This window comes from Pseudomonas sp. Tof1 (genome assembly GCF_055390395.1).
Window position 1 is genome coordinate 5533230 of record NZ_AP024344.1, and the last position, 13974, is coordinate 5547203.

General features: G+C 64.4%; 14 protein-coding genes. 7 read left to right on the plus strand and 7 right to left on the minus strand.

Annotation, left to right across the window (positions count from 1 at the left end; genetic code table 11):
* Positions 1 to 10 precede the first annotated feature (10 nt).
* Positions 11 to 1033 carry a transporter gene (locus ACZ5KU_RS24850; RefSeq protein WP_054061595.1) on the plus strand — a complete coding sequence of 341 codons (1023 nt, stop codon included), beginning with the start codon at positions 11 to 13 and terminating at the stop codon, positions 1031 to 1033.
* A gap of 151 nt (positions 1034 to 1184) precedes the next feature.
* Positions 1185 to 2792 carry an inorganic phosphate transporter gene (locus ACZ5KU_RS24855; protein WP_054058359.1) on the plus strand — a complete coding sequence of 536 codons (1608 nt, stop codon included), beginning with the start codon at positions 1185 to 1187 and terminating at the stop codon, positions 2790 to 2792.
* Between the two features lie 34 nt (positions 2793 to 2826).
* Here ACZ5KU_RS24855 and ACZ5KU_RS24860 read toward each other — a convergent pair whose 3' ends face one another.
* A complete protein-coding gene (locus tag ACZ5KU_RS24860) occupies positions 2827 to 3750 on the minus strand; it encodes a LysR family transcriptional regulator (protein ID WP_464736412.1) in 924 nt (307 codons plus the stop codon).
* A 122-nt stretch (positions 3751 to 3872) separates the two neighbouring features.
* On the opposite strand from ACZ5KU_RS24860, the gene ACZ5KU_RS24865 reads away from it, so the two are divergent.
* Entirely contained in the window at positions 3873 to 4631 is a 759-nt protein-coding gene (locus tag ACZ5KU_RS24865) for an SDR family NAD(P)-dependent oxidoreductase (RefSeq protein WP_464736413.1), read from the plus strand.
* 68 nt (positions 4632 to 4699) lie between these two features.
* Here ACZ5KU_RS24865 and ACZ5KU_RS24870 read toward each other — a convergent pair whose 3' ends face one another.
* The gene (locus ACZ5KU_RS24870; protein WP_464736414.1) at positions 4700 to 5566 is read right to left on the minus strand and encodes an NmrA family NAD(P)-binding protein; all 867 of its coding nucleotides are present in this window, start codon (positions 5564 to 5566) and stop codon (positions 4700 to 4702) included.
* 112 nt (positions 5567 to 5678) lie between these two features.
* Here ACZ5KU_RS24870 and ACZ5KU_RS24875 point away from each other — a divergent pair, with 112 nt between their 5' ends.
* Positions 5679 to 6587, plus strand: a complete 909-nt coding sequence (locus ACZ5KU_RS24875; RefSeq protein WP_464736415.1) for a LysR family transcriptional regulator — start codon at positions 5679 to 5681, stop codon at positions 6585 to 6587.
* 5 nt (positions 6588 to 6592) lie between these two features.
* On the opposite strand, the gene ACZ5KU_RS24880 is transcribed toward ACZ5KU_RS24875, so the two are convergent.
* The gene (locus ACZ5KU_RS24880) at positions 6593 to 7024 is read right to left on the minus strand and encodes a multidrug/biocide efflux PACE transporter (protein WP_054058354.1); all 432 of its coding nucleotides are present in this window, start codon (positions 7022 to 7024) and stop codon (positions 6593 to 6595) included.
* An 89-nt stretch (positions 7025 to 7113) separates the two neighbouring features.
* On the opposite strand from ACZ5KU_RS24880, the gene ACZ5KU_RS24885 reads away from it, so the two are divergent.
* A complete protein-coding gene (locus ACZ5KU_RS24885) occupies positions 7114 to 7968 on the plus strand; it encodes a LysR family transcriptional regulator (protein ID WP_054058353.1) in 855 nt (284 codons plus the stop codon).
* Between the two features lie 25 nt (positions 7969 to 7993).
* On the opposite strand, the gene ACZ5KU_RS24890 is transcribed toward ACZ5KU_RS24885, so the two are convergent.
* The 3 genes from ACZ5KU_RS24890 to ACZ5KU_RS24900 all read right to left on the minus strand — a co-directional run bounded on the left by ACZ5KU_RS24890 (position 7994) and on the right by ACZ5KU_RS24900 (position 10135).
* Positions 7994 to 9229 (minus strand): RNA polymerase sigma factor, encoded by a 1236-nt coding sequence (locus ACZ5KU_RS24890; protein ID WP_054056524.1) that lies wholly within the window; start codon positions 9227 to 9229, stop codon positions 7994 to 7996.
* A gap of 5 nt (positions 9230 to 9234) precedes the next feature.
* Positions 9235 to 9726 (minus strand): SRPBCC family protein, encoded by a 492-nt coding sequence (locus ACZ5KU_RS24895; protein ID WP_054056514.1) that lies wholly within the window; start codon positions 9724 to 9726, stop codon positions 9235 to 9237.
* A 64-nt stretch (positions 9727 to 9790) separates the two neighbouring features.
* The gene (locus ACZ5KU_RS24900; RefSeq protein ID WP_054056515.1) at positions 9791 to 10135 is read right to left on the minus strand and encodes a YciI family protein; all 345 of its coding nucleotides are present in this window, start codon (positions 10133 to 10135) and stop codon (positions 9791 to 9793) included.
* A gap of 345 nt (positions 10136 to 10480) precedes the next feature.
* Between ACZ5KU_RS24900 and ACZ5KU_RS24905 the strand changes: the two genes are divergently transcribed.
* Positions 10481 to 11698, plus strand: a complete 1218-nt coding sequence (locus tag ACZ5KU_RS24905) for an NHL repeat-containing protein (RefSeq protein WP_464736416.1) — start codon at positions 10481 to 10483, stop codon at positions 11696 to 11698.
* Between the two features lie 370 nt (positions 11699 to 12068).
* Here the strand turns inward: ACZ5KU_RS24905 and ACZ5KU_RS24910 are convergent, their stop codons facing one another.
* Positions 12069 to 12554: a GyrI-like domain-containing protein gene (locus ACZ5KU_RS24910; protein ID WP_054056517.1), complete on the minus strand. Its 486-nt coding sequence runs from the start codon at positions 12552 to 12554 to the stop codon at positions 12069 to 12071.
* Positions 12555 to 12715: 161 nt separating this feature from the next.
* Here ACZ5KU_RS24910 and alaC point away from each other — a divergent pair, with 161 nt between their 5' ends.
* Positions 12716 to 13933 (plus strand): alanine transaminase, encoded by a 1218-nt coding sequence (alaC, locus tag ACZ5KU_RS24915; RefSeq protein ID WP_017905281.1) that lies wholly within the window; start codon positions 12716 to 12718, stop codon positions 13931 to 13933.
* The last annotated feature ends 41 nt before the right edge of the window (positions 13934 to 13974 follow it).

Consider the following 13974-nt stretch of genomic DNA (forward strand, 5'->3'; position numbering starts at 1 on the left):
GCGAGCCTCCATGAACCACAGCCTTGACCAAAGTCACCGCGATCCGGACCTGTTCGGCCTGCTTTACGGTTTTCGCTTTCGCGCCGGCGAGCGCGGCGAGGAAATCGACTCCGCCACCGCCCTGCGCTACCTGCAGAACCCCGAGGACGACGAAGCGTTTCTCTGGCTGCACCTGAACCTCGCCCACGCGGCCTGCGAACGCTGGATGACCACCCATCTGTCGCTGCCCGACGAATTCTTCGAAGCCCTGCACGAAGGCTCACGCTCGACCCGCATCGAACATGTCGACAACGCCCTGCTGGCGGTGGTCAACGACGTGGTGTTCAACCTTGGCAGCATGACCTCCTCGGATGTCTCGACACTCTGGGTCTGCGCACGCAGCAAGCTGCTGATCAGCGCCCGCCTGCAGCCCCTGCACTCGGTCGACAAGCTGCGCTCCTCGGTCAAGGCCGGCGAACACTTCCGTTCGCCGCTGGAATTGCTGGTGCACCTGCTGCGCGACCAGGGTGAAGTGCTGACCCAGATCGTGCGCAAGACCACCCTCAGCGTCGACCAGATCGAGGACCAGTTGCTCGCCCAGCGCCTGACCATCAATCGCGCGGAGCTGGGTGCCATGCGCCGGGTGCTGGTGCGCCTGCAACGGCTGCTGGCCCTTGAGCCGGGCTCGCTGCTGCGGCTGCTCAACCGCCCGCCACAGTGGCTGCAGAAGGAGGACGTCAAGGAACTGCGCAAGTCCACCGAGGAGTTTTCGCTGATCCTCAGCGACCTCGAGGCCCTGGGCGAGCGGATCAAGTTGCTGCAGGAAGAGATCGCCGCCACCGTCAACGAACAGACCAACCGCAGCCTGTTCACCCTGACGGTGGTCACGGTGCTGGCGCTGCCGATCAACATCATCGCCGGTTTCTTCGGCATGAACGTCGGTGGCATCCCGCTGGCCGGCGACCCGGAAGGGTTCTGGATTCTGGTGGCGCTGGTGGCGACCTTCACCCTGCTGGCCGGACGCTGGGCGTTTCGCAAGCGCCAGGATTACTGAGCCCCCGGGTTCAGGGTGTACCCGCTCATCCTGGCGGCAGCCTGTCAGACCATCGGCCCGGTAAAATCCACGGATACTGATCTGTGGCAGCCTCTCTGTAACATTTAGCAATGATCATGACTGATACCCGTTCCCAAACAGGATTTCAGGCATGGCTACCCCTTCATTGACTGCTGCCTCCGCCAGCGACGGCAGGCCGCAGCTGGAAAGCAAACCCCACGTCTTCACCGCCGTCCTCTTCTTCGCGCTGCTGGCCGTCGGCCTGTTGTTCACCGCCTACAGCCTCGTGCATGACATGCACGAACTCGGCACCGTGGTCACCACCTGGACGCCCTTCCTGCTGCTCGGCGTCGCCCTGCTGATCGCCCTGGGCTTCGAATTCGTCAACGGGTTCCACGACACCGCCAACGCCGTGGCCACCGTGATCTACACCCACTCGCTGCCGCCGCACTTCGCCGTGGTCTGGTCCGGCTGCTTCAACTTCCTCGGCGTGCTGCTGTCCAGCGGTGCGGTGGCCTTCGGCATCATTGCCCTGCTGCCGGTGGAACTGATCCTGCAAGTGGGTTCGTCCTCCGGCTTCGCGATGATCTTCGCCCTGCTGATCGCCGCCATCCTGTGGAACCTCGGTACCTGGTGGCTGGGCCTGCCGGCCTCGTCGTCCCATACCTTGATCGGCTCGATCATCGGCGTCGGCGTGGCCAACGCCCTGATGCACGGCCGCGACGGCACCAGCGGCGTGGACTGGAGCCAGGTGACCAAGATCGGCTACGCACTGCTGTTCTCCCCGCTCATCGGTTTCGCCCTGGCCGCCCTGCTGCTGGTGGCGCTGCGCCTGTTCGTGAAAAACCGCGCGCTGTACAAGGCGCCCAAGGGCAACGAGCCACCACCGTGGTGGATCCGTGGCCTGCTGATCCTGACGTGCACCGGCGTGTCCTTTGCCCATGGTTCCAACGACGGGCAGAAAGGCATGGGCCTGATCATGCTGATCCTGGTCGGTACCCTGCCGATGGCCTACGCGCTGAACCGCACCATGCCGGCCGAACAGGCCCTGCAGTTCGCCGCCGTGGCCGAAGTGACCCAGGCCGCCCTGGTCAAGGCCGTCCCGCAACCCGCCCCGGCCGATCCGCGTCCGGTGCTCACCGAATACATCCGCACCCAACAGGTAAAGCCGGACCTGGTGCCGGCCCTGGCCGCCCTGACCGGCCGGATCGGTGAGGAGGTGAAAGGCTATGGCTCACTGGCCAAGGTACCCGCCGAGGCCATGGGCAACGTGCGCAACGACATGTACCTGAGTTCCGAAGCCATTCGCCTGATGGACAAGAACAAGGTCGGCAACTTCGACGCCGACACCCAGGGCAAGCTGCAACTGTTCAAGCAACAGATCGACGGCGCCACCCGCTTCATCCCGTTGTGGGTGAAGATCGCCGTGGCCATCGCCCTGGGCCTCGGCACCCTGGTCGGCTGGAAGCGGATCGTGGTCACCGTCGGCGAGAAGATCGGCAAGAGCCACCTGACCTACGCCCAGGGCGCCTCGGCGGAAATGGTCGCGATGCTGACCATCGGCGCGGCGGACATGTACGGCTTGCCGGTATCGACCACCCATGTGCTGTCCTCGGGGGTGGCCGGGACCATGGTCGCCAATGGCGGCGGCCTGCAGATGAAGACCATCCGCAACCTGGCGATGGCCTGGGTGCTGACCCTGCCGGCGGCGATCCTGCTGTCGGGCAGCCTGTACTGGCTGTTCACCCAGCTGTTCTGAACCCGCCTTCAGGCTCCACCCGCAGACCCCACCCTCAAGGTGGGGTTTGTCGTTTCACGCCCTCACAGGCGTCATGCAGTACCTGCACCAACCACTCCATGAACACCCGCACCCGCCGTGGCAGGTGCCGTTGCCCGGCATACAGCAGCGACACGTCCAGCGGCGCCGGCCGAAACCCGGGCAATACCTCGATCAGGTCGCCGCGTTCCAGGTGCCGGGCCATCCCCAGCAACGGCGCCTGGATCAGCCCCAGGCCGCCGAGGCAGGCGCCTTCGTAACAGTCGATACCGTTGACCGTGACGCTGCCGGCCATGGGGACCTGGATCAGCTTGCCATCGTGCAGGTACTCGAAGCCCGAAGACCGCGAGCCCAGCACGCCGACATAGTGGATCAGCCGATGGTCAACGAGATCTTCCGGGCTCGACGGCATGCCATGCCGTTGCAGATAGGCGGGGCTGGCGCAATTGACCACCGGCAGCGAACTCACAGGCCGCGCCACCACCGTCTGATCCGGTTGCGCACCGACCCGCAGCACGCAGTCGAAGCCTTCGCTGAGCAGATCGACCCGGCGATCGGTGCTGCTGATCTCCAGTTCGATCCGCGGATGCCGGGCCATGAACTCCGGCAGACGCGGCATCACCACCCGTCGCGCCATGGCACTGGGCATGTCGAAGCGGATACGCCCGCCGAGCAGGCTCGCATCCTGGCGGAACAGCCCCTCCAGCTCATCCACCTGGGACAGCAGTTCCTTGCTGCGTTCGTACAGCACCAGGCCGTCCTGGGTCGCCTGGACCTTGCGCGTGGTGCGCTGCAACAGGCGCGTGCCCAGCAGGTCCTCGAGGGTTTGGACATGCTCGGAAACACTCGACCTGGGCAACCCCATGCTCTCGCTGGCCTGGGTAAAGCTCGACAGCTCGGTGACGCGGATGAAGGTGCGCAGCAACTCCAGCTTGTTCATGGCAGGGCGACTCCGATTGTTCGGACAGAGCGATCAGTGTTTCCGTTTTCCCTCAGTTTATCGCCTGCCAGACGGACAAATAAACTTTCTCCAACACTCACCCATCACCCGAGGAATACGACATGACTCGCAAGATCGCACTGATCACCGGCGCCAGCCGCGGCCTGGGCAGGAATACCGCGCTGCAACTCGCCGCCCGCGGCGTGGACATCATCGGTACCTACCACAGCCGGGCGGACGAGGCCCAGGCCGTGGCGGCCGAGGTCGAACGGCTCGGCGCACGCGCCGCCATGCTGCAGCTGGATGTCGGTGTCGTCGCCGGCTTCAGGACCTTCGCCGAACGCGTGGCCGCGGTACTCGAAGGCACCTTCGCCCAGCCGCGTTTCGATTTCCTGGTAAACAATGCCGGCGTCGGCCTGCACGGACTGTTCGTCGACGTCCAGGAAGAGCAGTTCGACCAGTTGTTGAATGTCCACTTCAAGGGCCCGTTCTTCCTGACCCAGCGACTGCTGCCGCTGATGGCCGATGGTGGGCGCATCATCAACATCTCCAGCGGCCTGGCCCGCTTCAGCCTGCCGGGTTATGGCACCTACGCGGCGATGAAGGGCGCGATGGAGGTGCTGACCCGCTACCAGGCCAAGGAACTCGGTGCCCGGGGCATCAGCGTGAACTCGCTGGCCCCCGGCGCCATCGAGACCGATTTCGGCGGTGGTTCGGTGCGTGACAACCAGCAACTGAATGCCTTCGTCGCCAGCGTCACCGCACTCGGCCGGGCCGGCCTGCCGGAGGATATCGGCGGGGCGATCGCGCTGCTGCTCGGGGACGGTGGGCAGTGGATCAATGGGCAGCGGATCGAGGCTTCGGGCGGGATGTTCCTGTAGGTTCTGCATGGGGCCGGCAGGCCCCTTCGCGGGCAAGCCCGCGAAAGGGCCCCTCGGAACGACGCCTGTCAGCCAACCACACCACTGCGCTGCAGCAACTCCCGGAGCACCGTCAGCAACTCCACCCGCCCCTTGCGCGACGCCCCGGCAAACTCGATCCACCCCTCGTTGAAACCATCGAGCATCTGCATCCGCGGCAACGGGTTGTTCATGCCCTGGGCGCTGAACAGCGCCTGCCAGCTCTCCCGGGGGACCACCTCCATGCGCACCGGCCTGCCCAGCAGTTCGGCAAAGCCGGCGGCGATCTGGTTCGGCGTCACCCGCTGTGCCGCCTCCAGCTCGACGATGCGCTGGCCGCTCCAGTTCTCCAGCAGCAGTTGCGCCGCCAGCCGACCGACATCCTCGGTGGCGACCATCGGCACCGGCTTGTCCAGCGGTTGCAGGAAGCTGGGGATCACCCCACTTTCCAAGGCCGCCGGCACGTCCCACAGCGCGTTCTCCATGAACCAGCCCGGACGCAGGAACGTCACCGGCAGATCCAGGCCGGCCAGGCCCTGTTCGAGGATCTGCAACTGAGTGAGCAGGTTCGGCCGGCTCGCCTGTGCACCGACGGTCGACAGGCACACCACCTTCGCCGGACGCGCCCGCTCCAACGCCGAACGCAGGTTTTCCACCCATTGCCGGGCTTCCGGAAAGCCAGGGGTCGGGTCGAAAGTCGGCGGCAGCATCACGAACACACCTTCAGCGGCACTGAACGCCTGGGCCATCGCCCGCACATCATCGACCTCGGCCACTGCCACCTGGCAACCCTGCGCGGCCCACAGCTGCCCCTTGGCCGCGTTGCGTACCAGGGCCCGCACCGGCTGCCCGGCCGCCAGCAAATGACGGGCGATGGCGCCGCCGACCTGACCGGTAGTGCCCATGACTGCATACATAGAATTTCCTCCAGCGAGAAGCGACGTCTGTCGCGGTGGAAAGAATTATCCGCAGCGCACAGTCATTCTCCGATAGCATGGATGTCATTGGATCAGTGACAGGAAATCATCAATGAGCTTCGACTCCAGCCTGGCCGGCGGCATGGGCGTCCTCAGTGCCGTGGTCGACAGCGGCAGCTTCGCCAAGGCCGCCGACAGCCTCGACATGACCCCCTCCGGCGTCAGCCGGGCGATCGCGCGACTGGAGAAGCGCCTGGGCATCCGCCTGTTCGACCGCACCACCCGTTCGGTCAAACTGACCGACGAAGGCCGTCGCCTCTATGAGGAAATCGCACCGCTGCTGGCCGGTCTGGAAGAAGCCGCGCACAACGCCAGCGGCAGTGCCAGCAGCGTACGCGGGCGCCTGCGGGTGAATATCGATCCCTATTTCTCCCGGCTGATCCTCGGTCCGGCACTGGGCGAATTCATGAGCCGCCATCGGCAGTTGCAACTGGAGCTCTACACCCGTGACCAGTTGGGTGATGTGGTCGCCGACGGCTTCGACCTGGCGGTGCGGTTCGGCCACCCGGCGTCCTCGTCGCTGGTGGCGCGCAAGCTGCTCGACGTGCGGGTGCTGACCTGTGCCGCGCCGGCCTATCTCAAGCGCCATGGCCGGCCGCTGACACCGCTGGAGATGGAGGATGAGCGGCATGTCTGCGTATCGTTCCGCGACCCGGAAACCGGCCGGCCGTTTCCCTGGGAATTCCACCGTGGCGGTCAGCGGCTCGATGTACGCAACAACGCACGGCTGGTGCTCAACGATGTCGGCACCCTGCACAGCATCTGCGAGACCGGCTACGCGATCGCCCAGGTGCTCGACCTCGGCGTGCAACCGATGCTCGCGTCGGGCCGGCTGGTGGAACTGTTCCCCGACTGGCCCGACGAACGCTTCCCACTGTATGCGCTGTACCCGTCGCGGCACCTGCCACCGGCCAAGGTCCGGGCCTTTCTCGACTTCATCATCGAGATCAGCTCGCGCTGAACCGCTCAGGCCAGGCGCCGCTGCAACAGCCGCTCGCGCAGCAGGTCGTAGACCCAGTGGTAGACGTAGGTGTACGGCAGGAAAAACAGCAGCACGCCGATATCCAGCAACAGCGCCGACAGCAGGCTCAACTCCAGCCACCAGGCGATCAGCGGCACGCTCACCACGATCAGCCCACCCTCGAACAACACCGCGTGCAACAACCGGGTCCAGCCATTCTGCGCCAGGGCCAGGCGCTCGAGCAGCCGGTCGAACAGGCCATTGAACAGCACGTTCCAACCCAGGGCCAGCAGGCAGTTGGCAACCGTCACCACGCCCATGTCCAGCAACGGCTTGGCCATCACCCAGGCAAACAGTGGGGTGCATAGCAGCACCGCGAACAATTCGAAGCCAATGGCCTGGAAAACGCGTTCGGTAAGGGACTTGCTGGTACTCATGGCGGGCTCCCCCGGAATGTCGAGGCTTGTGATTATCGCCACCAACACAGATACTAAAAGTCAATTACCATCGAGCAAGACGATAGTTCATGGCCTCCAATGAAGTGCTCCAGGCCTTTGTCCAGGCCGCCACCCTCGGCTCCTTTTCCGCCGCCGCGCGCAAGCTGGGCAAAAGCCAGTCGACCATCAGCGCGGCGGTAGCCGGCCTGGAGATCGACCTCGGCCTGGAGCTGTTCGACCGCAGCACCCGCAAACCCGGCCTGACAGCGGCCGGCCATGTGATGCTGCGCAAGGCCGAGGACATCCTCGCCGCCAGCAATCGACTGGAAATGGCCGCCAGCCAGTTGGCCCAGGGGCTGGAGCCGAAGCTGACCGTGGTGATTTCCGACACCTACCAGTCCGATCGCTTCGAAGCCGCCCTCAGCGGGTTCGCTGCACGTTATCCGGACCTGGAGCTGGAGTGCCTGATCGCCGAATGCGCCGACGTGGTGGAACTGGTGCAACAGGGCCGGGCCCAGGTGGGCTTCGCCGAAAAGCTGGACAGCTACCCGCCGGACCTGAGCAGCGCCACAGTGGATGAGCGCACCGAGTTCGCCGTGTTCGTCCATCGCGGCCATCCCCTGGCCAGCCTGGCCAAGGTTGATCAGAGCGCCTTGCGCCAGCACCGTGAGTTGCGCCTGACCAGCATCGTCAATCCTTACGAAGACCGTGCCCTGGGGCGGGTGTGGTCGTCATCCAGCTACCTGATGCTGTTGGAGATGGCCCAGCGCGGCGTCGGCTGGGCAGCGTTGCCGCGCTGGCTGGTGGAGCGTTTCGCCGCAGGCTCACTGGTGCAACTGCAGGTACGCGGCTGGCCGAGGCCGGTGGCGGTCGATGCCCTCTGGTCGCGCCTGCATCCGCCGGGGCCGGCCGGCACCTGGTTGCTGGAAAAGATGCTGGAGTGATCGGCCGCGAACAGCCCCGGCAACCCTACTTCCCCAATGCCGCCAGGCGCCCGCGGATGAAGCGCTGCTCGGGCTCCTGCTGCGTCAGTTCCAGCGCCCGCCCATAGGCCTCGCGCGCCTCCTCCAGGCGCCCCAGCCGCCGATAGAACTCCGCCCGCGCCGAATGCGCCAGGTGATAATCCTGCAACTCGCCGCGCCCGAGTATCCGCTCCAGCAGCAGCAACCCTGCCTGCGGCCCATCGCGCATGGCCACCGCCACCGCGCGGTTCAGCTCGATCACCGGCGACGGCACGGCCCGTAGCAGCAGGTCATAAAGCCCGACAATCTGCGCCCAGTCGGTGTCCGCCGCGCTGGCCGCCTCGGCATGTACCGCCGCGATCGCCGCCTGCAGCCCATAAGGGCCGAATCGGCCGGAGGCCAGCGCCCTCTCGACCAGGTTGCAACCCTCGGCGATCAGTTCGGCATTCCACAGCGTGCGATCCTGGACATCGAGCAAAACCAGTTCGCCACTGGCCGAAACCCGTGCCTGACGCCGTGATTCGTGCAGCAGCATCAGCCCCAGCAACCCCATGACTTCCGGGTCCGGCAGCAGCTCCAGCAACAGCCGCGCCAGGCGGATCGCCTCGCCGGTCAGTTCGTCCCGAGTCGCGCTGGCGCCCCGGGAGGCCGAATAACCTTCATTGAACACCAGGTAAATCACCCGCAGCACGCTATCCAGGCGTTCGGGCAGTTCGCCCAGGGTCGGTACCTGGTAGGGAATCTGCGCATCGCGGATCTTCGCCTTGGCCCTGACGATCCGCTGGGCGATGGTCGAGGGCGTCGAGAGAAACGCCCGGGCGATTTCCTCGGTGGTCAGGTCGCAGACTTCGCGCAATGTCAGCGGCACCTGGGCATCGGCCGAGAGCGCCGGGTGGCAGCAGGTGAAGATCAGGCGCAGCCGGTCATCCTGCAGGTCCTCGCCCTCCCATTCGGCCTGTTCGAGCTGTTCGGCCTGGGCGATCAGACGCTCCTGGGAGGCGGCAAAACGCGCCCGCCGACGCAGGGTATCGATGGCCTTGAAGCGCCCGGTGGAAACCAGCCAGGCTCGCGGATTGGCCGGTACGCCGTCGCGTTGCCAACGCTCGACAGCGACGAAGAACGCTTCGTGCAAAGCCTCTTCCGCCAGGTCGAAATCACCGAGCAGACGAATCAGCGTCGCCAGAATCCGCCGCGACTCCAGCCGATAGACCGACTCGACCCGCTGCCTGATGCCCTGGGTGATTTCGCTCAATCCGGCAGCCCCTGCGCGAGCAGCAAGGCCAGCCGGTCGAGGCTTTCGCCCCAGCCCTGATGGAAACCCATCTGCTCGTGGCTGTCGCGTTCGGCCGCGCTCCAGTGCATCGCACTGGCGGTATAAAGGGTGCCGCCCGGGGCTTCCTGCAGCGTGATCCGCGCCGTCATGAACGGCTTGCCGGTCGGCGTCCAGCCAGGGGCGAAGGCATCGGTGAAGACGATCCGCTCGGGCGCGGCGATTTCCAGGAACACGCCCTGGTAGGGATACTCGCTGCCATCCGGTGCCCGCATGACGGTGCGGAACAGGCCGCCGACCCACAACTGCATCTCGCAGATCGGCGTGGTCATGCCGTGCGGCCCCCACCAGCGGGCCAGCAGATCGGGTTCGGTCCAGGCCCGGAACACCTCGTTGCGTGGCGCCTCCAGCAAGCGGCTGATGGATAGCTCGTAATCCGCGCGCATCGGTTGAAGCGGCAGGCTGCTCATGACGGGGCTCCTGTTTCCTTATTGTTATGGATCGCCGCATAGGGCTCGGCATCCCGGCGGCGTTTCAGAGATTCAACTCCCGAACCGGGCGGACTTCAACACTGCCGACACGGGCCGCCGGAATATTCCCGGCAATTTGTAACGCCTCGTTCAGGTCACGGGCCTCGACCAGGTAGAAACCGGCCAATTGCTCCTTGGTTTCGGCGAACGGCCCGTCGGTGATCGACAGCTTGCCGCCACGCATGCGCACGGTGGTCGCGGTATGCACCGGCTCCAGCGGCTCGGCCGCGAGCATGCGTCCGCTGTCGCGGATCGACTGCGCGTAGGCCAGGCACTCCGGGTCCCGGGGGCTGTCGGGATGGGTGTGCAGCACCTCTTCGTTGCTGTAGATCAGGCACAGGTATTTCATGGGAAGTCTCCACGGACGGTCGAACAACTATGGCTGTTTTTCCAGGTTTGGCGAAATGCCCTGCACCTGGTACGGACACCTGTTAGTCGAACGAAAGACGAGCAGATCGACAAAGGCCTGAAAAAACCGCACGCCAGCCATTGCCGGAGAATCTTCCCACCGCCACATTCAGGCTGTTTCCTACCTGAATATCAGCATGGCCATATATATGAGATCAGTTACTCATCAACTGTAAAACTTGAGCACTGGGCAAACTTCCCGTTCAGCCATTAAATGAATCCGCACCTGCTGTTTTAAAAGAACAGCGGGGCGATCAATTAATGAATTGAAAGGACTCAATGATAAATGGACATCAGAAACCGGACTTCGAACGACACCCCATTCACCTCGCCAACCGGCGTCCCACAACTGCCGAAGCGGCCTGGCACGCTGGATCTGGAGTTCAGCGAACACCGGGACGGCATCGTGATCTTCTCGGAGGCGGGACCCGGCTTCGTCGGCACTTCGCTATTACAACGCGATGGCCGACATCTGTTTATCGGCGTTCATGACGATGAGCCCACCGATATAATGCTGGCCGACTTCGAACCCGAAGGTTTTTATTATCGTCATTTTGCTACACCTTTACCCGGAGCGGGCCGTGCACTGATCCATGCGGTGCAGGACGACCAGGAAAACTTCGTGATACTCGGCAACTTCCGCGATGGTGAGCAGGCCTTTTGCACACGCCTTGCGCCGACCGGCGAACGGGACCTGGCCTTTGGCGACAACGGCGAAGTCCAGCTGCCCTACCGGGCGCCGTGGACCGGCCGTGGGCACCGGCTCGTCCTGCAGGCGGACGGCCATATCCTCCTGCTGCTGAAGAGTCAGGCCGCAGGCGAAGGGGAAAGAGACGTCATCGTGCGCCTGGACAGCAGCGGCAACTACGATCCCGGTTTCGGAACCTGTGGCGTGGTCACCGCACGGGAAGCCGGCATCGCCTTCGAGGCACTGGCGCTCCAGGCGGATGGCGGGCTGGTGATCGCCGGTCGCCGCGGCCGCCGGGCCGTACTGATGCGTTACGGCAGCACCGGCCTGCCGGACACCCGCTTCGGCGAGGCGGGCTATCTGGAATTCGAATCCATCAGCGAAGGCAACGCGACGTTCTTCGCCGTGGCCGTACAGCCAGACCAGAAAATCGTCGCAGCCGGCTCGGCCAACCGCTCGGAGGATGTCGCCCTGCTGGTACGCAGCACCGCAGAGGGCACGCTGGACCCCGGGTTCAACGCCGGCAGCCCGCTCGCCTTCCCCGGCATCGGGTCGTGTCTGGCAACCCTCATCCAGGAAGACGGCATGATCCTCAGTGTCGGTCATGTCGACAATGGCGGCCAGACCTGGCTGATGCGTCACCAGGGCAATGGTGAAGTGGATGGTGGCTTTGGCGACCGGGGCATCAGCCACGTCAACCGCATTCCGGGGGACACCAGCTACTTCTCCCATCTGGAACTGCAACCCGACGGCAAGATCCTGATATCCGGGCGTTATGCGACCCACTCGGCGGTCATTCGCTGTCACGGACGCTGAACCGGCACCGCCTCCGGTCTTCCAACGGATGCCCGGAGGCTCGGCACCGGCGGTCTCGATCGGGGCAGACGGTCGCGGGCAGCACCTTCGGGGCGTTTCATATCCGCGCCGTATTATTGCGCGAGCGCCCCGTAAAGCTTCCGTATAATCGATATCATTCGCGCCGGTTTTCCACTATTTCTCCGCAGGTCGCCGCCTGATGCGGTGTTTTGCGGAGTCCAGCCATGAGCAATTTCCAGATTGGTCTGACGGTGCTGATCGGCATCAGTGTCTTTGGCGTCGTCACCTTCTACCTCGACTTCTGGCGCGAAACCAGAACGCAGAAGGAGCGGGAATAGCGCCGCGCAGATCAACCGGGCGAAGGCGCAGGTCAGTGGCGGATCGGCAGCCAGACCTCCACCTTGCCGGTACCGGCCTGCGGATCGAAGTCGGCGCTGTAGCGCTCGAATTCCGGCGCATCGGCTGCGGTATGCCCGGAGTTGGGCAACCACTGCTGCCAGATGGCCTCGAAGGTCTGTTTCAGGGTCGCAAGCGGGCCATGGTGTTCGAACACCGCGTAATACTGGGGCTGCAGTTCGACCCAACGATAGAGTTCGGGCAGATCGTCGAGCCTGCTGATCGCGACGCCGGCAATGTACTCGAAGCCGCCCTTGCCATCGGGATTGCAGCAGATACCGTAGGTCTCGTCGCCCAACTGGCCCGGCACATTTCCGATATGCGGTACGAAGGCATCCCAAAGATCCGGGATGGCTGCCGAGGTATCGGCGTTGAAGCGCCCGCCCAGTCCTGCGATCAATTGAAAGTGGCCATGCTCGAAGCGTGGCGGTGCCAATACATGGCGCGAGGTATCATCCATGGGTACAGATCTCCGTCAGAGAAAGGAAGCCGCGTCGCAGTATAGAAGTAAAAAAGACTCTGGACAGAGTGCCATCGGCGCCATTATCTTCTGCCGCGCAGGCCACCGCAGTGGCCAACGTCGCTCGGACGGTTCCGGGCGCTTACGTCTCAGAGGCCAACATGGCAGACCAAGGTTCGCCGCGCCGCTTTGCGCGCATCGATCGACTCCCCCCTTACGTATTCAATATCACTGCCGAGCTGAAGATGGCCGCCCGCCGCCGTGGCGAGGACATCATCGACCTGAGCATGGGTAACCCCGACGGCGCGACTCCGCCGCATATCGTCGAAAAACTGGTGACCGTCGCCCAGCGCGAAGACACCCACGGCTACTCCACGTCCAAGGGCATCCCACGGCTGCGCCGGGCGATTTCCCACTGGTACAAGGACCGCTACGACGTCGAGATCGACCCGGAAAGCGAAGCCATCGTCACCATCGGCTCGAAAGAGGGCCTGGCCCACCTGATGCTCGCCACCCTCGACCATGGCGACACCGTGCTGGTGCCCAACCCGAGCTATCCGATCCATATCTACGGCGCAGTGATCGCCGGTGCCCAGGTACGGTCGGTGCCGCTGGTGCCGGGTGTCGATTTCTTCGCCGAACTGGAACAGGCCATTCGCGGCTCGATCCCCAAGCCGAAGATGATGATTCTCGGTTTCCCGTCGAACCCCACCGCCCAGTGCGTCGAGCTGGACTTCTTCGAGCGGGTGATCGCCCTGGCCAAGCAGTATGACGTGCTGGTGATCCACGACCTGGCCTACGCCGATATCGTCTACGACGGCTGGAAGGCGCCGTCGATCATGCAGGTGCCGGGCGCCAAGGATATCGCGGTGGAATTCTTCACCCTGTCCAAGAGCTACAACATGGCCGGCTGGCGGATCGGCTTCATGGTCGGCAATCCCGAGCTGGTCAGCGCCCTGGCGCGGATCAAGAGCTACCACGACTACGGTACCTTCACCCCGTTGCAGGTGGCAGCCATTGCCGCGCTGGAAGGCGACCAGCAGTGCGTGCGGGATATCGCCGAGCAGTACCGGCAACGCCGCAACGTACTGGTCAAGGGCCTGCATGAACTGGGCTGGATGGTCGAGAACCCCAAGGCCTCGATGTATGTCTGGGCGAAGATCCCCGAAGCCTATGCGCACCTGGGGTCGCTGGAATTCGCCAAGAAGCTGCTGGCCGAGGCCAAGGTCTGTGTCTCGCCGGGCGTGGGTTTCGGTGAATACGGCGACGACCACGTGCGCTTCGCCCTGATCGAGAACCAGGACCGTATCCGTCAGGCGGTACGCGGGATTCGCACAATGTTCCGCGCCGATGGCCTGGTGAAGAAAGCCGAAGGCTGATCCGCCCTCCTTGCCGCTCGTTCCCACGCTCCGCGTGGGAA